The organism is Sphingopyxis sp. YR583, assembly GCF_900108295.1.
Taxonomy (GTDB): Bacteria; Pseudomonadota; Alphaproteobacteria; order Sphingomonadales; family Sphingomonadaceae; genus Sphingopyxis.
Map to the genome: position 1 here is coordinate 524003 of NZ_FNWK01000001.1, position 20882 is coordinate 544884.

19 protein-coding genes and 1 tRNA gene are annotated in these 20882 nt (G+C 64.7%); 17 read left to right on the top strand and 3 right to left on the bottom strand.

Features of this window, described 5'->3' with window-relative positions:
• Positions 1-38 precede the first annotated feature (38 nt).
• On the top strand, positions 39-1265 hold the full coding sequence (gene tyrS / locus BLW56_RS02355) for a tyrosine--tRNA ligase (RefSeq protein ID WP_093509050.1): 1227 nt from the start codon (positions 39-41) through the stop codon (positions 1263-1265).
• 74 nt (positions 1266-1339) lie between these two features.
• Positions 1340-1681, top strand: coding sequence for a PilZ domain-containing protein (locus BLW56_RS02360; RefSeq protein ID WP_093509051.1), 342 nt, complete (start codon positions 1340-1342; stop codon positions 1679-1681).
• Here the strand turns inward: BLW56_RS02360 and recG are convergent.
• Positions 1678-3744, bottom strand: a complete 2067-nt coding sequence (gene recG, locus BLW56_RS02365; RefSeq protein ID WP_093509052.1) for an ATP-dependent DNA helicase RecG — start codon at positions 3742-3744, stop codon at positions 1678-1680. The genes BLW56_RS02360 and recG overlap by 4 nt on opposite strands.
• Before the next feature lie 74 nt (positions 3745-3818).
• Here recG and BLW56_RS02370 point away from each other — a divergent pair, with 74 nt between their 5' ends.
• Complete coding sequence (locus BLW56_RS02370) at positions 3819-4085, top strand: FAD assembly factor SdhE (protein ID WP_093509053.1); 267 nt, start codon at positions 3819-3821, stop codon at positions 4083-4085.
• On the top strand, positions 4082-7576 hold the full coding sequence (gene mfd, locus BLW56_RS02375) for a transcription-repair coupling factor (RefSeq protein ID WP_093509054.1): 3495 nt from the start codon (positions 4082-4084) through the stop codon (positions 7574-7576). Before BLW56_RS02370 ends, mfd begins: the two co-directional genes overlap by 4 nt.
• Here the strand turns inward: mfd and BLW56_RS02380 are convergent.
• A complete protein-coding gene (locus BLW56_RS02380; RefSeq protein WP_093509055.1) occupies positions 7573-8772 on the bottom strand; it encodes a GGDEF domain-containing phosphodiesterase in 1200 nt (399 codons plus the stop codon). The genes mfd and BLW56_RS02380 overlap by 4 nt on opposite strands.
• 53 nt (positions 8773-8825) lie before the next feature.
• Here BLW56_RS02380 and moaA point away from each other — a divergent pair, with 53 nt between their 5' ends.
• The 4 genes from moaA (at position 8826) to BLW56_RS02400 (ending at position 12188) form a co-directional block, all read left to right on the top strand.
• A complete protein-coding gene (gene moaA, locus BLW56_RS02385; RefSeq protein WP_371262198.1) occupies positions 8826-9848 on the top strand; it encodes a GTP 3',8-cyclase MoaA in 1023 nt (340 codons plus the stop codon).
• 44 nt (positions 9849-9892) lie between these two features.
• The gene (locus tag BLW56_RS02390; RefSeq protein ID WP_093509056.1) at positions 9893-10663 is read left to right on the top strand and encodes an NAD kinase; all 771 of its coding nucleotides are present in this window, start codon (positions 9893-9895) and stop codon (positions 10661-10663) included.
• 61 nt (positions 10664-10724) lie between these two features.
• Positions 10725-10799: transfer RNA gene (locus BLW56_RS02395), tRNA-Asn, on the top strand.
• A gap of 156 nt (positions 10800-10955) precedes the next feature.
• Positions 10956-12188 carry a tyrosine-type recombinase/integrase gene (locus tag BLW56_RS02400; RefSeq protein ID WP_093509057.1) on the top strand — a complete coding sequence of 411 codons (1233 nt, stop codon included), beginning with the start codon at positions 10956-10958 and terminating at the stop codon, positions 12186-12188.
• Here BLW56_RS02400 and BLW56_RS02405 read toward each other — a convergent pair.
• Complete coding sequence (locus tag BLW56_RS02405; RefSeq protein WP_093509058.1) at positions 12179-12412, bottom strand: helix-turn-helix domain-containing protein; 234 nt, start codon at positions 12410-12412, stop codon at positions 12179-12181. The two genes, BLW56_RS02400 and BLW56_RS02405, sit on opposite strands and share 10 nt — an antisense overlap.
• A 629-nt stretch (positions 12413-13041) precedes the next feature.
• On the opposite strand from BLW56_RS02405, the gene BLW56_RS02410 reads away from it, so the two are divergent.
• The 9 genes from BLW56_RS02410 (at position 13042) to BLW56_RS20755 (ending at position 20877) form a co-directional block, all read left to right on the top strand.
• On the top strand, positions 13042-13593 hold the full coding sequence (locus BLW56_RS02410; protein WP_093509059.1) for a Csu type fimbrial protein: 552 nt from the start codon (positions 13042-13044) through the stop codon (positions 13591-13593).
• A gap of 46 nt (positions 13594-13639) precedes the next feature.
• Positions 13640-14197, top strand: a complete 558-nt coding sequence (locus tag BLW56_RS02415) for a Csu type fimbrial protein (RefSeq protein WP_177175761.1) — start codon at positions 13640-13642, stop codon at positions 14195-14197.
• 13 nt (positions 14198-14210) lie between these two features.
• A complete protein-coding gene (locus tag BLW56_RS02420; RefSeq protein ID WP_093509061.1) occupies positions 14211-14951 on the top strand; it encodes a fimbrial biogenesis chaperone in 741 nt (246 codons plus the stop codon).
• A 4-nt stretch (positions 14952-14955) separates the two neighbouring features.
• Positions 14956-17310: a fimbria/pilus outer membrane usher protein gene (locus BLW56_RS02425; protein WP_093509062.1), complete on the top strand. Its 2355-nt coding sequence runs from the start codon at positions 14956-14958 to the stop codon at positions 17308-17310.
• Positions 17295-18278 (top strand): Csu type fimbrial protein, encoded by a 984-nt coding sequence (locus tag BLW56_RS02430; RefSeq protein WP_093509063.1) that lies wholly within the window; start codon positions 17295-17297, stop codon positions 18276-18278. The genes BLW56_RS02425 and BLW56_RS02430 overlap by 16 nt, the downstream gene beginning before the upstream one ends.
• Positions 18279-18423: 145 nt before the next feature.
• Positions 18424-18981 (top strand): MarR family winged helix-turn-helix transcriptional regulator, encoded by a 558-nt coding sequence (locus tag BLW56_RS20280; protein WP_256203407.1) that lies wholly within the window; start codon positions 18424-18426, stop codon positions 18979-18981.
• 394 nt (positions 18982-19375) lie between these two features.
• The gene (locus BLW56_RS02445; protein WP_093509066.1) at positions 19376-19936 is read left to right on the top strand and encodes a LuxR C-terminal-related transcriptional regulator; all 561 of its coding nucleotides are present in this window, start codon (positions 19376-19378) and stop codon (positions 19934-19936) included.
• A 60-nt stretch (positions 19937-19996) separates the two neighbouring features.
• Positions 19997-20341 carry a hypothetical protein gene (locus BLW56_RS02450; RefSeq protein ID WP_093509067.1) on the top strand — a complete coding sequence of 115 codons (345 nt, stop codon included), beginning with the start codon at positions 19997-19999 and terminating at the stop codon, positions 20339-20341.
• Between the two features lie 50 nt (positions 20342-20391).
• The gene (locus tag BLW56_RS20755; RefSeq protein ID WP_256203432.1) at positions 20392-20877 is read left to right on the top strand and encodes a hypothetical protein; all 486 of its coding nucleotides are present in this window, start codon (positions 20392-20394) and stop codon (positions 20875-20877) included.
• Positions 20878-20882: the final 5 nt, after the last annotated feature.

Genomic DNA, 20882 nt, shown 5'->3' on the forward strand with positions numbered 1-20882 from the left:
ATCCAAATATCAAACCCCATGCTAAGCGCCCGCCCGCTATGACCAGTTACAAATCCGACCTGCTGCGCCTCCTCAACGAGCGAGGCTATATCCACCAGATGACCGACGCGGAAGGGCTCGATGCGCTCGCCGCCAAACAGGTCGTCCCCGGATATATCGGTTTCGACGCGACCGCACCCAGCCTGCACGTCGGCAGCCTCGTCCAGATCATGATGCTGCGCCGCCTGCAACAGACGGGGCACAAGCCCGTCGTGCTGATGGGCGGCGGGACGACGCGGATCGGCGATCCGACCGGGCGCGACGAGAGCCGCAAGATGCTGTCGGACGAAACGATCGCGGCGAACATCGCGTCGATCTTCAGCATCTTTCAGCAATTCCTCAGCTTCGGCGACGGGCCGACCGATGCCGTGATGGTCGACAATCAGGACTGGCTCGGCCAGCTCGGCTATATCGAACTGCTGCAGGAAGTCGGCACGCACTTCACGATCAACCGCATGATGACCTTTGATTCGGTCAAGCTGCGGCTCGATCGCGAACAGCCGATGACCTTCCTCGAATTCAATTACATGATCCTGCAGGGCTATGATTTCCGCCACCTGTCGAAGGACATGAACGTCCGCCTGCAGATGGGCGGTTCCGATCAGTGGGGCAACATCGTCAACGGCATGGAGCTGGGCCGCCGGATGGACGGCGCCGATCTTTATGGCCTCACGACTCCGCTGCTCACGACCGCCGCTGGGGCCAAAATGGGCAAAACCGCCGCCGGCGCGGTCTGGCTTAATCCTGCTCAACTGTCCCATTTTGACTACTGGCAATATTGGCGCAACTGCGACGATCGCGACGTGGGCAAGTTCCTGAAGCTCTTCACCGACCTGCCGCTGGACGAGATCGCACGGCTCGAAGCGCTCGAAGGCGCAGAGATCAACGAGGCGAAGAAGATCCTCGCGAACGAGGCGACCGCGATGTGCCGCGGCGCGGACGCCGCGAAGACCGCCGCCGAGACCGCGACGCAAACCTTTGAAAAGGGACAGATCGGTGGCGACCTTCCACAGGCTGCCGCGCCCGCCGAAGGGATCAGCGTCGTCGATGCGCTGCGCGAACTTGGTTTCGCCGCGTCGAACAAGGAGGCCCGCCGCAAGCTCGACGAGGGCGCGGTAAAGGTCGATGGCGTGGTCGTTCGCGACCCCGCACACCTGATCCAGCCCGGCGCGGATTCCGTTCCAGTGAGCCTCGGGTCAAAAAAACATGGCCTTGTGACCCGTTAACGCTCACAAACCTATTTACGACTTTTTCAGCAATCGGGTGGATCGTCATGGCCAAATCAACAAGGTCCACGAAAATGCGCAAGATCGACACGAACAAGGCCCATTATGTCGGCCTCGACCAGCGGATCGCACCGCGTAGCGACGTCTATTGCCGCCTGCCTTTCGTCATGCCCGACGGGCGACAGGAAATGTGCACCTGCGTCAACATCAGCGCCGACGGCATGTTGATGCGTTTCGAGCGTGGGCTGGAGATCGGCGACCTCGTCGTGTTCCGCATGCCGATCGTCGGCCGCATCGCGGCAAAGGTCGTCTGGTCGATCGGCGGCAAGACCGGCGTACAATTCGACAAGTCGATCTCGGTCGAAGATTATCTGCCGATGATCCGCGCCATGGGTGCCAGAGGCGACGTAAACTAACCGCTTCGCAGCAGCGGCACCGCCGCATCGCGTTCGAAGAGATAGAGGCAGAGGCGAACCGCTTCCGCCCGTGATCCCTCCATGCCGCCGTCACGCTCGACGAACAGCCGCGCATCGTCGTGCGCGACAGGCAGCAGGCGGACCAGTTGTTCGGGCGTTGCCAGCCGGTAATCGGCGTCACCCGACTGCTTGAGCCCGAGCAACTCACCGCCGCCGCGCAGTTCCAGATCCTTCTCGGCGATCACGAAACCATCGTTGGTGTCGCGCATCAGAGCGAGCCGCTCTCGCGCGGTCTCCGACAGATTCTGCGACCGCAGCAACAGGCACACCGATTTCGCGGCGCCGCGACCGACCCGGCCGCGGAGCTGGTGAAGCTGCGCAAGCCCAAAATTCTCGGCATGTTCGACGATCATCAGGCTCGCTGCCGGCACGTCGACCCCGACCTCGATCACGGTTGTCGCGACGAGGACGCCGATCTCGCCGGCCTGAAACCGCGCCATGATCTCGTCCTTTTCGGGCCCCTTCATCCGGCCGTGGACCAACCCGACGCGGGCATCGCCCAGCCGCTCGCGGAGCAGGACGGCGCGGTCCTCTGCGGCAGCCAGCTCGCTGCCCTCGCTCTCCGCGACGAGCGGGCACACCCAATAGGCCTGCGCGCCCGTCGCCAGATGCCGGTCGAGCGAGTCCACGACATCGTCGAGCCGGTCGAGCGAGATGACGCGCGTATCGACCGGGGTGCGCCCCGGCGGCATCTCGTCGATCTGCGACACATCCATTTCGCCATGGTTGGCCAGTTGCAGCGTGCGCGGGATCGGCGTCGCCGTCATCACCAGCAGATGCGGCGGGCGGTGTCCCTTCGCGGTCAACATCAGCCGCTGCGCGACGCCGAAGCGGTGCTGTTCGTCGACCACGACAAGCGCCAAGTCCTTGTACGCGACCGCCTGCTGGAAAATCGCGTGCGTTCCGACGAGGATGTCGATGCTGCCGTCGGCGAGCCCCATCAGCGTCGATTCGCGTATCTTGCCCTTGTCGCGGCCGGTGAGGATCGCGAGATTGACCGGCAGCCCGCCAAGCATGCGTTGCAGCGTCGCATAATGCTGGCGCGCCAGAATTTCGGTCGGCGCGAGCAAGGCCGCCTGCGTTCCCGCCTCGACCGCCGCCAGCATCGCGCGCAGGGCAACAAGCGTCTTCCCCGATCCTACGTCGCCCTGCAGCATGCGCAACATCGGCTTGTCCTGCGCCATGTCGCCCGCAATTTCGCGCCCGACCCGCTCCTGCGCGCCGGTCAACCCGAACGGAAGCTGAAGCGCATCGGTCAGCCGCCCATCGCCGACGATCGCCCTTCCCTTGCGGGCCCTCAGCCCTTCACGGATCAGCATCAGCGCGACCTGACTTGCGAAAATCTCGTCATAGGCCAGCCGGTCACGCGCCGGCTCGTCGCGTGGGCTGGCGTGGGCGCGCTCCATCGCTTCGCGCCATGCGGGCCAGCCTCGGCTTGCCAGCAAGGGCGTATCGATCCACTCGGCGAGTTCGGGCCGCCGTTCGAGCGCGACCTGACCGAGCTGCGACAACCGCGCATTGGTAAGCCCTTCGGTCAGCGGATAGACGGGCTCATGCTCGGCGATCCCCGCCTCGTCGCCCGGTTCGACGACCTGATCGGGATGCACGATTTGACGCATGTCGCCGTAAAGGTCGAGCCGGCCCGACACGCGGCGCTTTTCGCCAAGCGGGAACAGCTTGCGCGCCAGCCCCGACGTCCGCCCGAAATAGACGAGCCGCACATGATCGCCGGCATCGTCGAACGCCTCGACCCCGAAAGGCGCGCGCGGGCTGCGCCCCGGGCGATAATCCTGCGCGGTCAGTTCGACGATGATCGTCTGTCCGGCCTGCGCCTGATCGAGTCGGTCGACGGGAAAGCGCGAGATAAGTCCGGTCGGCAAATGGAACAGCACATCGACGACGCGTTCCAGCCCCAGCCGCGTCAGCGGCTTGGCAAGCTGCGGCCCGACGCCCTTCAGGTCGGTCAGCGCAGCAAAGAGCGGATTGAGTATCTCGGGTCGCATGACTATCTGGGCTGACTATAGAGATTGTTCCCCGTGCGCCACACCCTGCCGCATGGGCCGTCAGGATTCTTCCCGTGCCGCACACCGACCGCCTCAAACGCCTGAAATTCCGTGCCTGGCACCGTGGCACGCGCGAGGCCGATTATATGATCGGCGGCTTTTTCGACCGCTATTCTGCGGGCTGGAGCGAGGAAGAGATCGCCTGGTACGAGGTCGTCGTCGAGGAGGATGACGTCGACATCATGGCATGGGCGCTCGGCACCGGCGAGCCGCCCGCGCATCTCGACCGTCCCGATATGATCGCCGCGATGCGCCGACTGGATTATATCCCGCTGCCATGACCCGGAGCGCCGCCGACATTTTTGCCGCGATCGGATCGGCGCCGACGCCGCTCACTCTGGCGCGCGCCGCCGACGGCTTCCTGCCGTTGCTGCTCGCCGATCTGGCGCGGGCGAGCGAAAAGCGCCTCGTCTATGTCGCGACCGACGATAGCGCGATGCAGGCGGTCGCCGATGCGGCGCCCTTCTTCGCACCCGACCTGATCGTCCACCGTTTCCCGGCGTGGGATTGCCTGCCCTATGATCGGGCGGGGCCGTCGATGCGTGTCAGCGCCGACCGGCTCGCGACGCTTTCGGCATTGCAACTGCCTCCCAAGCGCGGCGAACTGATCCTGACCACCGTCGCAGCGATCACGCAGCGCACGCTGACCCCGTTTCGCATCCGCCAGCTTGCGACGACACTCGCGCCGGGACAGCGGATCGACCGCGATGCGCTCGCCGAACTGCTGGTCTCGAACGGCTTCAGCCGCGTCGACACCGTCGCCGATCAGGGCGAGTTCGCGGTACGCGGCGGCATTCTCGATCTTTTCCCGGCGGGCGAGGAAACCGGGCTGCGCGTCGATTTCTTCGGCGACGAGGTCGAGAGCATCCGCCGTTTCGACCCCGCCGACCAGCGTAGCCTTGGCCCTGCCAAGGCACTGCAACTGCTCCCGGCATCCGAAACGCTGCTCGACGAAACGACGATCAAGCGATTCCGCTCGGCCTATCGCGACTTGTTCGGTGCGCAGGCGACGGGCGACCCGCTCTATCAGGCGGTGAGCGACGGGCGCCGGCAGGCGGGCATGGACCATTGGCTGCCTTTGTTCGAAGAACGGCTGGCGACATTGTTCGACCATGTCGACCCGGCAACGCCGGTGCTGCGCGGTCACCGCACCGAAGCGACCGCCGAAACGCGCTTTGCCGCGATTACCGACTATCACGCCAACCGCGTCGCCGCCGAGCGCGAATCGCCGGGCAGCTATCGCCCGCTGGCGCCCGAAACATTGTATCTGACCGAAGGCGAATGGGCCGGTGCGACCAGCGAGCGCCCGATCCATATCGTGACACCGTTCGACGTTCCGCCCGCTGTGACGGTGGTCGACCTCGAAACCTTCGCCGCGCGCGATTTCACCCCCGAACGCACCGCCGACCTCAACGTCTATGACAAGGTCGCCGATCATCTGTCGGACGAGCGCCGCAAGGGTCGCCGCACGATCATCGCCAGCTATTCGGGCGGGGCGCGCGAACGATTGTCGGGGCTGCTGCGCGACCATGGCGTCACCTCGCTCGCACCGGTCGATAGCTGGCAGGACGCGCTCGGCACCGCCTCGGCGGAAAGCGGCGGCGCAACCGCGATGGTCGTGCTGCCACTCGATCATGGCTTCGCAAGCGACGCGGTCAGCCTGCTCACCGAACAGGATATCCTCGGCGAACGCCTCGTCCGGCGGCAGAAGCGTCGCAAGAGCGCCGACGCCTTCCTCGCCGAACTCGCGACGCTCAGCGTCGGCGACCTCGTCGTCCACCTCGATCACGGCATCGGGCGCTATGAGGGGCTGACGCAAATCCCGGTCGGGAGCAGCCCGCACGATTGCGTCGCACTCACTTACGCCGGCGGCGACAAGCTCTACGTTCCCGTCGAAAACCTCGACGTCCTCTCGCGCTACGGCGGCGAAAGCGACGGCGTCGGCCTCGACAAGCTAGGCGGCGAAGCCTGGCAGCGCCGCAAGGCGCGGATGAAGGAGCGCATCCGCGAGATCGCGGGCGAACTGCTCGCTACCGCGGCGCAGCGCGCCTTGCGGTCGGGCGAACTGCTCGCGCAAGACGCAGCCTATCCGGCCTTTGCCGACCGTTTTCCCTATCAGGAAACCGACGATCAGGACCGCGCGATCGGCGATGTGCTCGCCGATATGGCGTCGGGGCGTCCGATGGACCGGCTCGTCTGCGGCGACGTGGGTTTCGGCAAGACCGAGGTTGCGCTCCGCGCCGCCTTCGTCGCGGCGATGGCGGGGGTGCAGGTCGCGGTCGTCGTGCCGACGACGCTGCTCGCGCGCCAGCACTACACGAATTTCGTCGAACGCTTCAAAGGCTTCCCGATCAACATTGGCCGTCTGTCGCGTCTCGTGCCGGCCAGCGAAGCGCAGAAGACGCGCGACGGCCTGTCGGCGGGCACGATCGACATCGTCGTCGGCACCCATGCGGTGATCGCGAAATCGGTCGAGTTCAAGAATCTCGGCCTCGTCATCGTCGACGAGGAGCAGCGCTTCGGCGTCGTCCACAAGGAGCGGCTGAAGCAACTCAAGACCGACGTCCACGTCCTGACCCTCACCGCGACGCCGATCCCGCGCACCTTACAAATGGCGATGTCGGGCCTGCGCGAGCTCAGCGTAATCCAGACGCCCCCGGTCGACCGTCTTGCCGTCCGCACCTATGTCGCGCCGTGGGATCCGGTCGTTATCCGCGAAGCGCTGCTCCGCGAGCATGATCGTGGCGGGCAGAGCTTCTTCGTCACGCCGCGAATCAAGGACCTGCCCGACATCGAGGAATTCCTGCGCACGCGGGTGCCCGAGATCAAATATGTCGTCGCGCACGGACAAATGGCGCCGGGCGAGGTCGAGGAGCGCATGAGCGCCTTCTACGACCGCAAATATGACGTGCTTGTCTCGACCACCATCGTCGAAAGCGGGCTCGATATCCCGAGCGCCAACACGCTGATCGTCCACCGCGCTGACCGTTTCGGCCTTGCGCAGCTCTATCAGCTTCGCGGCCGCGTAGGGCGCTCGAAGACGCGGGCTTATGCCTATCTCACGACGATGGAAGGCGGGGCGATCACCGACACCGCTGAGAAAAGGCTGAAGCTGCTCGGCGATCTCGACACGCTGGGCGCAGGGTTCCAGCTTGCGAGCCACGACCTCGACATCCGCGGCGCGGGCAACCTCGTCGGCGACGAACAGTCGGGGCATATCCGCGAGGTCGGCTTCGAACTCTACCAGTCGATGCTCGAAGAGGCGATCCTCGTCGCCAAGGCCGAGGGCGCCGGCAAGCTGCCGCCGCGCGAAGCCCTGTCGCCCGTCATCACCGTCGACGCGCCGATCCTGATCCCCGAAGATTATGTTCCCGACCTGCCGCTTCGCATGGCGCTCTATCGCCGCCTGAACGACGCCGGCGACCGCCTGGCGCTCGATGCCTTTGCGGCCGAGATGATCGACCGCTTCGGCCCATTGCCGCCCGAGACGGCGAACCTGATCCAGCTCATGGAGATCAAGGCGAACGCCAAGCTGGCGGGCATTGCGAAGCTCGACGTCGGCACCAAGGGCGCGCTCGTCAGCTTCCACGGCGACGCGTTCGCGAACGTTCCGGGGCTGATCGCCTATGTCGAACGGCTGAAGGGACGCGCGCGCATTCGCCCCGATAACAAGCTGTCGATCAGCGGCGACTGGGTGAGCACGGGCGCGCGCCTCAACGGCGCGTTGCAGCTATCGAAAGGTCTTGGGAAGCTTGCGAAACAGGTCGCTTAGGCTTCCATTAACGCCACGAGCTGGCCGGCAGGGACTGGCCCCGATTTCAGGAAGCCCTGCCAGCTCGCGACGCCGAGTTCGGAAAGGCGGTCCAACTGGCGCTCATTCTCGATCCCTTCGGCTACGACGAGCAGCCCGAGTGCGCGCGCGAGGTCGACGATCGCGCGCACGACGATGCGATCGCGATCGCTGCCGTCGATCGTGCGGGTAAAGCCGCTGTCAATCTTGAGATAATCGATCGGTAGCCGCGCGAGCAGCGACAGGCTGGAATAGCCGGTACCGAAATCGTCGATCGCGACGGCCACACCGAGCGCACGAATTTGCGCCAACTGGTCGGCGGCGCTCGCGGGATCGCTCAGCATCGCCTGTTCGGTCAATTCGAGTGTCAGCCGGTCGGGGTCGATTTTTGCGGCCTTTGCCATCGCAGCGAACCGGCCCGCAAATTCGGGGTCGCCAAGGTCGGCGGCGGTGATGTTGAGCGACACGCGAAGCTTGGCGAGCGCCTTTGGCCAAGTCGCCATTTCGGCGAGCGCGACGCGATGCGCATGTTCGGTGAGTTCGCATTCGAGCCGTGCCGCGCGCGCAGCAGTCACCAGCGGCCCGGCGCCGAGCAATCCGAGTTCGGGGTGCTGCCAGCGAAGCAGCGCCTCAACCCCCGTCATCTCGCCGGTGGCGACGTCATATTGGGGCTGATAGTGGATCACCACCTCGTTCCGCGACAGCGCGGCGTGTACCATCACCCCGTCGCGGGCCGACGCCGGGCGGGCAAGTTGATCCCCCGCCGCTCGCAATTGCTCATCAACCGGCTCGTCGCGTGTGACCAGCGCTGCGGCGATGCGGATCGACAGGCGACCGTTCGGATCCCCAACGATCGGCTCCGCGAGCGCGACGTGCAGCGCGCGTTCCTGCGCCCGCAGGGCGCCGAGCGACATCGGAGCCGCTGGCACGATCAGGAAGCGCGGGCCATCGAGCCGGTCGACGCACGATCCCTGCCCGAACTCGTCGCTCGCAAAATTTTCCAGCCGCCGCCCGATTTCATCGAGCACCGAGTCGCCCGTCGCAGTCCCCGCGCTGTTATTGATGCGCGCCATCTGGTCGACCTGGACAAGGATGACGCCCGCATCGGCATCGTACCGCGCGTGCAGGACTTCAAGCTTGCGGGCACAGGCGGACAGGATTTCGGACAGGCGATTCATCGCATTCCCCTAGCAGGCTTTGCTTGCCAAGCGCTCGTCTTTTGCATCACAATGTGCGCGTGGCTGTCACATTTTCCCACAATGCCGCATCGACGGCACCCCTGATCGACGGCATTGGTCGGCGGATCAGTTACTTACGTTTGTCGGTCACCGACCGCTGCGATCTGCGCTGCCGATATTGCATGGCGGAAGATATGCGTTTCCTGCCCAAGTCGGCGGTACTCAGCATAGAGGAAATGGGCGAACTTGCAGAACGCTTCGTCGCTCGCGGGGTTCGTCGTATCCGGTTGACCGGCGGCGAACCGCTCGTACGGCGGGGGATCGACACGCTGGCTATGCGGCTGGGCGCGCTGATCGGCCATGGCCTCGACGAACTCACGCTCACTACCAACGCGATGCGGCTGGTCGAGCATGCACCGATGCTGGCGGCGGCTGGTGTGCGCCGCATCAACGTCAGCCTCGACACGCTCGACCCCGCTGCTTTTCGCCATATCACCCGCGTCGGTGACCTCCTGGTTGCGCTGCGCGGAATCGACGCGGCGCGCGATGCCGGGCTGGCGGTCAAGATCAACATGGTCGCGCTCGCGGGGCTCAATGAAGACCAGCTCCTGCCGATGCTCGATTATTGTGCGGATACCGGATGCGACCTTACGCTTATCGAGACGATGCCGCTCGGCGAGGTCGAGGAGGACCGCAGCGACCATTATATCCCGCTCCATCATTTCATCGCGCCGCTTCGCGAAACGCGCGCCATCTATCCCGTTGACCAGCGGACGGGCGGCCCTGCACGCTATTTCGCGATCGAGGGCAGCCCCGTAACGCTCGGGCTGATCACCCCGCTCAGTGACAATTTCTGCGCGACCTGCAACCGCATCCGCCTGACAGTCGAGGGGCGCGTCTATATGTGCCTTGGCCAGGACGATCATGTCGACCTGCGCGCCGCCTTGCGCGAGGACGGCGATGTCGACGGCTTGATTGATGCGGCGTTGGCTGGCAAACCCCGCGCGCATGACTTTCAGATCGAGCGAAAGTCCAAACCGGCGGTCGCGCGTCATATGAGTGCAACGGGCGGCTGACAGGCTATCCCGTTATTTGAAGGCACGGGGGGAACCGGACCAATATGCATCGCAAGATTGCGCTAGTCGCGTCGAACGCGCCCGCAGCGATGGAAGCGGAAGCCGAGTTGCGTCCGCTCTATGACTTCGTCGACCTGGCGGAGGCTGACCTGCTGATCGCCCTCGGCGGCGACGGCTTCCTGCTGCATATGTTGCACCAACTGCTCGACCAGCGCCGCAGCCTTCCCGTTTTCGGGATGAACCGTGGCACGATCGGCTTCCTGATGAACGAGTTTCGCGTCGAGGGGTTGATCGACCGTCTCGCTGCCGCCCGCCCTTTCCTGATCCATCCGCTGAGCGGCGACATCACGACGATCAGTGGCGAGCGCCACATACTGCCTGCGATCAACGAGATTTCGCTGCTGCGCGAAACGCGTCAGGCGGCAAAACTCGAGGTGATGATCAACGAAAAGACGATGCTTGAGGAACTGGCATGCGACGGCGTGCTGGTGTCGACCCCCGCCGGATCGACCGCCTATAACCTCAGCGCGAACGGCCCGATCCTGCCGCTCGAATCCGAAATGCTCGCGCTGACACCGATCAGCCCCTTTCGCCCGCGGCGTTGGCGCGGCGCGCTCGTCCCCGAATCGACGAGTATCCGTTTCAACGTCCGCGAGGCCGCGAAACGTCCGGTCAGCGCGGTCGCGGACCAGCGAGAAATCCGCGATGTGAAGACCGTGCTCGTAACGACGGACCGCAGCCGACCGCTGACTTTGCTGTTCGACCCCGATCAGGGGTTGGACGAACGCATCGCCATGGAACAATTTATCGTTTGAGGGCTTGATTAATCCCGCAAGCGGCGGCAAAGGGACCGCCTTGCTCGCTTCGGCGGCGTGTTCCTCGGTAGCTCAGCGGTAGAGCAATCGACTGTTAATCGATCGGTCGTAGGTTCGAATCCTACCCGGGGAGCCATTTCACGTTTGTCGCTGTTCGTCCGCGACCACTTTTTCCCAGAAATCATAGACTTATTGGACTTCGGCGTCCGTCCGCATCTGTTGCTTTTCGTCCTTTTTCGCGATATGGTGGGGGGAAGAATGGGGGTAAAAAACAAGCGATTCCGAGGCGAAAATGGGCAGATTGACGCAGGCGCATATCCGGGCGGCGCTACAGCTTTCCGGAAAATATCACGACGGAAACGGACTGATTCTCGTGGTTGGCGAAAACGAATCGGCCAGCTGGATCGCGCGCGTCCAGCACGGCGGGAAGCGCCGGGAATATGGCCTTGGCAGCTTGCGCGCGGTAAAACTCGGCGAAGCCCGCGAAAAAGCGGCCCTCATAAAGTCCGCGCTCGTGGCAGGGCGCGATCCCTATCAGGCACTGCGACCGCCCAAGGAAATGACCCGCACCTTCCGTGAAGCCGCCCTCGCCTTTCTCGAGGCCAAAGCGGCGGACGCCGAGGCCGGCAGCAGCAAACAGCTGCAGCAAATCTCCTGGCTCGAGACCTATGCCTTTCCTGCGCTGGGCCGGTATCAGGTCCAAAGCATCGACGCCGATGCGATCGCCGCGTGCCTCCGCCCGATCTGGACCAAAAAGCCGGAGACGGCGCGGAAGGTTCGTAGCCTCATTATCCGCACCCTGCGATTCGCACGGCCCGATGGCGCGCTCTTTATCGGCACGCTGGGGCCGGCCGTTGCCGATCGCCTGCCCGCGCAGCCCAGAAGCGGAAACTTCGAGGCGATGCCTTACGCCGAAATGCCCGCCTTCATGACGAAGCTTGCGGGCAAGGGAGGCATGGGCCCGCTGGCTTTGCATCTCGTCATCATGACGGCGGCCCGAAGCGGCGAAGTCCGCGGTGCGCGATGGGAGGAGTTCGACCTCGATGCGGCGGTCTGGACCGTTCCGGCCGAACGAATGAAGGGGCGGCGCCGGCACCGCGTACCGCTCGCGCCGGCCACCGTCGAACATCTCCGCGCCCTCGCCCCTGTGCGGCGCCGAGGCAGCGACCTTCTTTTTCCTGCAGCAAGCGGCAAGCCGCTCAGCGACATGACGTTGACGAAGATATTGCGCGACATGAATGTCCACGGCACCGTGCACGGTTTCCGGTCGACTTTTCGGGACTGGGCGGCCGAACAGACCAGCCTTCCCGGAGAGGTCGCCGAGGCCGCACTCGCACATGCCGTGCCCAAGGCCGTCGAGGCCGCTTACCGTCGCACCGACTTTTTCGACAAGCGCCGCGAGCTCATGGATGGATGGGTGGAGTTCGTGACGAGCGGCCTGCCGGGCGCCAGGATAGCCGCAGTGGTGCAGCCGAAGATGGTGCGGCGCGGGGCGCCGAAGCGCGGCGCACCGCGTCACGCCTGACGCGACGCCAGTTGTTCCGTGAACTGGTCGAGACTGGCGGTGGTTACCCGCGTGCAGGTTCCGATCTTGATCGCGACGAGCGCGCCTTCCGCGATGAGCTGATAAATGCTCGTCCGGCCGAGCGAGAGCATATCGGCCGCTTCGTTGATCGTCACGCAAAGCGGACGAATCGCCGCCGCGTCCGAATTGCCGACTGTCGAAGACTTGCGTTGCCGCTTCCTCATCCGGGTTTCATCTCGTCAAATGCGTGGGTTACGGGGGTCCGGCCCTCGAAGATTGCGTGACATGCCGCGAGGAGAGCAACCGGCGAGCTGGCGATAGGCATCATTGCTTCAACCTGTTCGGACCTCTCCAGGACCGGTATCTCCGCACGGCCCCGTGCCCGACAGTGTCGATCTGCACCATCGACCCGCCGACCCCGAGAGACAATCTTGTCCGCTCCGGACCATCCTGACGCTTGAGGCAGACGCGCCCTGCCTCGACATTGCACCCCGCGTAACGTCTTGATTTTCTTACACTAGAGTGCGGAGCTGGGGCTCGCGCGAACCGCAGGCCTTGGCGCCTCGCCGCGCGACCACCTCCCCGAACCGCCGCGATCACTCCGAAGCGGACACGGCTTCGCGCGACATCCGCACGGAATGGGTGCAATCTGCAATGTACATAAATGGCCCGAACAAGATGCTGCAATGAACAGGCTTCATGCGCAGCCATTACTTATTTCCGATAAGTATCATTTAAATATATCCCGATACGACACAAATACATTATTAACGCCTGATCCATATCATCGACGCATCGATACAGTTCTTGTTCCACCCTAGTCAGGAACAAGGTCAGTAAGGGGATGCGTCTTATGACTTATAAATTCAGCAAAGCGCTGACCGCCGGCTTCGCCATTGCTGCGATGAGCGTGGCTCCATCGGCGCACGCCGACATTACAGGGACGATCGACGCGACGATCACCCTCGAAGCGGGCTGCATCATCAATGGTCAGAACCTTGATGACAGCGCGACCGGCGCAGATTTCGGCACCATCGACTTCGGAACCGAGAACACGCTGTTCGTTCAGAGCGACGCCGAGGTGCTGAACGGCGGCGGCGCGCTTTCGATCCAGTGCAGCCCCGGCATCACCCCTATATTGTCGTTCGAAGCGGGCGAGAATGACGGCGAAGGCTCCGGCGTCGGCCTTCGCGCGATGGCGCATTCGGGCACCCCCGGCCAGTTCGTTACCTATAATCTCTACGCGGATTCGGGCCGATCGACGCTGATCCCGATCGGAGGCGACATCGTCCTCGCGTCGACCGGCGCGGTGCAGACGGTCAATGTCTATGGCCGCGCTTTTGGCGAAGCCGGACTGATCCCCGGCACCTACAGCGACACGGTCACCGTCGTCCTCGAGCTCTGACAACCAGAACCCTCAGCGCGGCACTCAGACTGGCATGGCCCTACCCATGACGGACACTCTGGAACAAAGGCGCCGGGCGCTGGCCGCCCTCCTCGTTATGGTCGCGAGCGGGGGCGGCCTTTCCTTTCCGGCGCGAGCCGAGACGACCGCCGATTTCGACGTGACGGCGCGGATCGAACCCGGCTGTCTTGTCGACGGCCTCGGCTCCGCCGGCAATGCCGGGACGATCGGCACGCTCGACTTCGGCGAGGATTCGAGCCTCTCGACGGCGACGCATAATGCAACGACGACCGGTTCGCAGGCCATTCGTCTGCGCTGCACGCCCGGCGTCAGCCTGACGATGAGTATCGATGGCGGCACGCATCTCGCATCCGGCGCGCGTCACTTGCAGCGCGGCGGCGATACCGGCTCACGCGTCGCCTACAGCCTCTGCCGCGACGCGGGCTGTACCCAGCCGATCCCGGTGGGCGGCACGAGCGGCGTCACCGTAACGGCGGCCAATGCGAACGACGTCCGCCTGCCCGTCTATGCGACGCTCACCCTCCCCGGCGGCCGTATTCCCGGAGTCTATTCCGATCGGCTCACGGTCACATTGTCATGGTGAAGGGGACCAGATCATGAAGACCATCTATCTCTCGCTCGCGCTTCTCTTCGTTGCGCTCCTTCTCCTCATCATTTCCCCTTCGGCGGGTGCCCAGCAACCCGGCTCGGTCCTCATCTGGCCGGTCAATCCGGTCATCGAAGCCGACAAGAAGGCGGCTGCGCTATGGCTGGAAAATCCAGGCAAGAGCTCCGTCACACTTCAGGTGCGCGTCTATGCGTGGGAGCAGACCGACGGGAAGAATGTCTATGCGGCGCAGGACGCCGTTGTCGGCACGCCGCCGATCGTCACGATCGCGCCCGGCACGAAGCAGCTTGTTCGTCTGACCCGTATGGGCGCCATCCCCGCCAGTGCCGAGACGCCCTACCGCATCATCATCGACGAAGTGCCGGTCGAAGCCCGCGAGCCTGCCGCGCCCGGAGCCGGAATCTCGTTTCGCATGCGATATTCGGTGCCGCTGTTCGTCGCGGGCGCGGTACCGGCAAAAAATGCTCCCGCACCGATGCCGAAACTGGTCTGGCGCGTGGTCGCCGAAGGGGGATCACGCTTTGTCGAGGTCCGGAACGATGGTCCGGTGCACGCCCGGCTTACCGAGGCGGTTATCGACGGCACCATGCCGCTCGGCGAAGGCCTGCTCGGCTATGTGCTTGCCGGCCGCATGATGCGCTGGCCGCTTCCCGATCGCGCTACCCCCACGTCCCTGCGCGCGGCAGTGAACGGCCTCCCCTCGACGCCGATCGAGCGGGCTGCGGACTGATGCCATGGCGAACCACCGCGCGATATATTCGCTAGGCGGGATTCTGGGCGCGCTGGCGATCATGGTGCCGGTATCCGCATCATGCGCAAGCGAAGGACTGGCCAGCTTCGGCGACCTCCCGCCGCCGCCGCGCAGCGTCGCGAGCGGCGCCGACCAGCAGCTGCTCCTCGAACTCATCGTCAATGAGCGGCGGAGCGGCATCGTGGCGCCGGTGCAGCTCGCCGGGAGCCGCTTTCGCGTCGAGCTTGCCGATCTTCGCAAGGCGGGGCTCCAGGTCGGCGCGCAGACGGCGAGTGTCTATATCGACGAGCTCCCGGGCATGGCGGCCGCCTATGACGTCCCCTCACAGCAATTGCGGCTGACCGCAGCGCCGGACTATTTCCCCGTGCAGCGCGTCGGGAAGGCGCGGCGGACGTTCGAGCCGGCATCCTACGACATGGGGGCGCTGCTCAACTATGATGTCTATGTGAGCGGAGGCGGCGACCGCAAACCGCAGGCCTCGCTCTGGCACGAGGCGCGCATGTTCAGCGGCGCCGGCGTCGTCTCGACGACCGGGGTCTTACGCAGCGGCGGCAAGGCCTATGTCCGCTACGATACGAGCTGGCGCCGGTCCGATGAGGCGACCGCCGTCACGCTCGAGGCGGGCGACCTTGTCACGCGCACGCTGCCCTGGGCCTCCGCCGTCCGGCTCGGCGGCATCCAGGTCTCGCGCGACTTCGCAGTCCGCCCGGATATCATCACCTATCCGCTACCGGCCTTTGCCGGCCGTGCGGCGCTCCCTTCGACGGTCGATCTCATCGTCAGCGGACAGCGCGTGGGAGGCGCCGCCGTTAACCCGGGGCCGTTCGCTATCGAAAATCTGCCGCCGATCACCGGCGCGGGCGAAGCCAATCTCGTCGTCACCGATATGCACGGCCGCAGCATCTCGACCTCGATGCCCTTCTATGTTTCGAGCGCCCTGCTCCACCCGGGGCTTACCGACTTCGCGCTCGCCATGGGCGCGTTTCGCGAAAATTATGGCGTCAGGAATTTCGATTATGGCGGCGTCGCCGGCTCGGCCTCGCTTCGCCACGGGCTTTCCGATGCGGTCACGCTCGAAGTGCGCGCCGAGATCGCCGACGACATGCAACTTGCCGGCGGCGGCGCGGTCGTCCGTCTCGGCGCCGGCGGCGTCGTGAGCGGCTCTTACAGTCGCAGTTTTAGGAGCGAAACGGACGGCGGCAACGGCGAACAATGGACGGTCGGGTATGAGTATCAGGCGCGCCGCTTTTCGGTCGCGCTCCGTCACAGCCGCGAGAGCGCCGGCTATGTCGATCTCGGCCTGATCGAGACGATCCGCGCGCATGCTACTCGCGACATCAGCTCGGCGACGCTCAGCCTCTCGCTGGGACCGGGCGGCACGGTCGGACTCGGCTATTTCGCGATCCGCGAAGATAACGGCCGCAACACACGGATCGGCAACGCCTCCTTTTCGCTACCGGTGTGGCGCGGGAGCCGGATCAACGCCAGCGCTTCGCACGAATTCGAAGACCAGAGCTGGTCAGGCGCCCTCACCCTGTCGGTTCCGCTCGGCGGCAACCGCGGTACTGTCGCGGCGGGGCTGACGGACCTGCCGGGTGGCGGGGCCGGCTGGCGCGCCGATTATTCGCGTGCCATCCCGAGCGACGGCGGATGGGGCTGGAGCGCGAGCGCCGCCGGCCAGCGCGGCGACCTTGCTCTTCGCGGCGATGTCGCCTGGCGCACCGACCCCGTGCTTTTGCGCGCCGGCGCCTATGGCAGCGGTGACGCGACCTGGTGGGCGGGCGCAAGCGGTTCGCTTGTCTTCATGGATGACAGCGTCTTCGCCGCCAACCGCGTCCCGGATGCGTTCGTGATCGTGAGCACCGGCGGCGAAGCCGGTATCCCGGTTCGCTACGAAAACCAGCTGGTGGGACGCACCAACGCCGACGGAAAGCTCCTCATCCCCTGGGGCACGGCCTATTATCCCGGGCAGTATGAGATCGACACGCTGGATTTCGATGCCGATGTCGCCGCGCCCTTGGTCAGCCAGCGCGTCGCAGTCGCGCGCGGCAGCGGTCATATCGTCCGTTTCCCGGTCACGCGGATGCGCGCTGCACGGCTCGTCGTACGCGATGCGGACGGCAGTGTACTTCCTGCGGGCACCTCGGTGCGGATTGGCGCAAGCGCGGCGATCATCGGCTGGGACGGGCTTCTCTTCATCGAGAATCTCGATGAGGGCGCGATTGCAGAGATCGAGATCGCGGGCCGTCATTGCCGCCTCGACCTCGCCCTGCCCGCCAAATCGTCGGACGCAGGGTCCATCATCGATCTGGGAGAGCGGACATGCGCGTTGCATTGAGCAAACTGGCCGTTGCGGCTGCCCTCGCATTCGCGCCGGGAAGCGCTCTCGCCTGCACCGTCGCGGGCGCGACAACCGACCTTGGGAGTCACAGCAGCTATGTTGCGGCGGCGAGCGCCCGAACCGGCAGCGGCTCGGCGGGCCTGAGCTGCGACGTGCTTCTCGCCGTTCTCTCGGCCCATTATGTCGCGCTCCGCGTCGACGCCTCGACCTTCCAGCTCACGGGTCCCGGCGGAAGCAGCATCGCCTATCAGGCTTCGCTGACCCCCAATGGTACCGCGCTTGCCGCCGGCAATTTCGTGAACCTCTCGTCGATCAGCATTCTCAGCCTCTTCGCGGGAACCAACAGCAGCGTGCCGATCTACATCCGCACCATTCCGACGTCAGGGCTGCGCGCCGGGACCTATAAAGGGCATATCGACCTGCGCTGGTATTATTCGGTCTGCTCGCTCGGGGTCGCGGTCTGCCTTGCGCAATCGTCGAGCCCCGGCTTCAACCGGCCGCTGATCGGCCCGATCGATTGGGGAACGGGAACCGCGGTGCGCGTTTCGATCGAGCTCAGGATCGCGAACGACTGCATCATCCAGGCGCCCGACGCCGACTTCGGCGCCGCGCCGCTCGCCGGAAGCTTCAACCCTGTCACCCGGACGATCCAGATCCGTTGCAGCGCGGGCGCGGCCTATTCGGTCGGGCTCGACAATGGCAGCCATGCGCTCGGCTCGGTGCGCCGGATGCAGGGGAGCGGCGGGTATCTCGCCTATGAAATCTATAAATCAGCGACGTCGCCAGATCGCTGGGGCAAGGTGGGTGCCGAACGGCGCGCAAGTTCGGCCGCCGACGTCAACGCGGGCATCTATGATTCGGCGACGACCCAGAGCTTCACCTACCGCGCCGCCATCGATCCTTCGCAGCCCACGCCGCCCGCGGGGACGTACAGCGACACCGTCATCCTCGATGTCGAGTTTTGAATCGCCGCGCTTCCTGGCACCTCAGCCGATCGGAAGGCGTCAGATCGTCCGGATCGCAATCGATCCGGATCGGACACGAAAGCCAGCCGGAGCGGACTAAAATCGAGGATATTTGCGTCGTCATCTTCGTTGAAAGGTGACCGAGATGGGACAGTCCAGCCTGGCGGCGCGCGATATGAATGATAGGCGTAGCGGAAAGCCCGAAGACTTCGAGCACCATGTCTCGACACTCATCCTGCAGCTCGAGGAACTTCTCGCCGAGAGGCCCCGTATCGGCGGGCAATCCCAGACCTCCCTGCGTCCGTCCCCCGGAACGCCCCGCAACGATGAGTATCCGCCCGACCATAGGATCGCTGACCTCAAAAGCTTCCCGCAAGGACGAGCGGCCCGCGCCCGCGAACTCATACGCCAGCGCCAGCTGCGCAGCCAGTTTCTTCCCCCCTCGCTTTTCGGCGAACCTGGCTGGGATATGCTGCTCGACCTCTACGCCGCCCATTATCAATCCAAGCCCGTTTCGGTGTCGAGCCTGTGCATCGCCTCCGGGGTTCCGGCCACCACCGCGCTGCGCGCCATCGAGACGATGGAACGCGAAGGCTGCCTCATCCGCGAGCGCGATCCCAGCGACAAGCGCCGTATCTTCCTGCGAATCAGCGAAGCCCGACGCGCCGAGCTCGACGCCTATTTCGACCAGTTGGGCAGCTGAGTCCCGCGCCCGTCGATCGGGCACCCTGCCCATCCGCCTGTGCGGTTTCGGGCGCTCCGTGCGTCTTGAATAATGGGCAGAAGCAATTGCCGGTTGCTCCACTTTGGGATAATTTGAAAGCGGGGAACGGGACGACGCGGGCGCACGATGCTGATCACGACAAAGTTAAAGAACGCCCGGTACCGTGGCAGATGCAGTCTCGATTCCGGGATGGCAAATGCAAATGAAAAACAACGAAAAAATCTGAAATGCAGAACCGGTAGCCGCGGCAACCGGTTTGGCTACTCGTCCTGGTGATTTGGGACATGGTTCGATTCATGTTAACCTCTTTTATGGCTTCGACCTCCCTCTCTTGGTTTCGGCGGAATCGGCTGACTTGGACGGAACGGACGTCATGACACGAAATAGGGGCCGGCACGGCGAATTCGCCTTCATTACCGCGAAGCAGGCGGAGGTTCTCGACCTCCTCGCACAGAACCGGACGAGCAAGGAAATGGCGCATGCGCTCGGCCTGTCAGAGACCGCCGTCAATCGCCGGATCGACAAATTGCGCGAACGCCTCGGCGGGGTGACACGCGCCGAACTCGGTCGCCGTTACCGCGACTGGTGTGACGAGCGCATGCCCGCTACGAGCGGCAATCCTTTGAAAAGCCGCGCAACGGGGGGTGGAGAAAATAGACCCCAAATTCTCCAGCTGTCCGCAGACCCGATCGACGCGCCAGAAGAGCGGCGGGACGTTGCAGGCGACCCGACAGCTTTCGAGGACCCGGTCGCGATCACGGTCGAGCCGCCCTGGAAGGACTGGAAAGAGCCTCGCATCGTCCCCAGGGTGCTCGACGGCGAAAATGCCACGCTCGCCCGCGGTGCGGCGATCGCGATCCTTCTGGTCGCGATCATCGCAAGCCTTGTCCTTGCCCTTGCGGCGGCGAAGGCGCTCGCGGACGCGGTGAGCTAGCCGCCCCTGCACGAAAGTTCGAGACCGCGGAAGGCGAGCGCCGCGGCTTGGGGGTAAGCAATGACCATCGAAACGACCGCACCGGTCCCCGCCTATATGGCCCGCATCCGCAACCAGATCCGCGCCGCGGAAGCCAAGGCCGACGAAAGCCTTCTCGCGAAGCTCGACGTCATGAGTTCGATCCTTCGGGCTCGCCAGGTCGAGGACATCCCCGCACCGCATGTCGGGCAGGACGCGATCATCCGCATGGGCCGCGCGATCCAGTCGGACATCAGCTCGGCAAACGACATGTTCCGCTCGCACAACGCGCTTGTCGATGCCAAGACGCTGATCACAGGCGGCCCCGGCCATGACGACACCTGGGCTTTCGTCGAGCAGGCCGAAACTGTTCAGGCCGCAGCCTGACACTTGACGGCGTTGCGGGCGGCGCCCACTGATTTTCAGTGGGCCCGTTAATGATCACCAACTATCTGTGGGTAAGCCTTCTCAGCGTGGCCGTGCTGCGCTGGGGGGCCGCTCCCGAACGGATTTGCGTCGCAACGCTCTTCGCGGTGACCTTCGGCGATCCCATTTACCACCTTCTGGTGCAAAGGGCTCCGGTCTACGGATCGGTCGACATTGGTCACCTTGTTATCGACGTGGGCGTCGCGCTGGTTTTCGTCGGCGTCGCACTCCGGGCGAACAGGGTCTATCCGTTATGGCTCGCGGCATTCCAGCTGGTCTCGGTGCTGTCGCACTTCGCGCGCGAGGTGACCGACTCCTTTCCAAAGCTCGCTTATGGAATGATGAGCTATGGGCCTTTTTACATCATCCTCGCGATCATGACGGGCGGGCTGGTCTTCCATGCGAGGCGCCGGAAACACCTCGGGCCGTATCGGTCCTGGCGGACCTTCTCGAGCCCTTCGCCGGGCGGCGGTCGGGAGCCGCGGCCGATCGGCTGATCGCC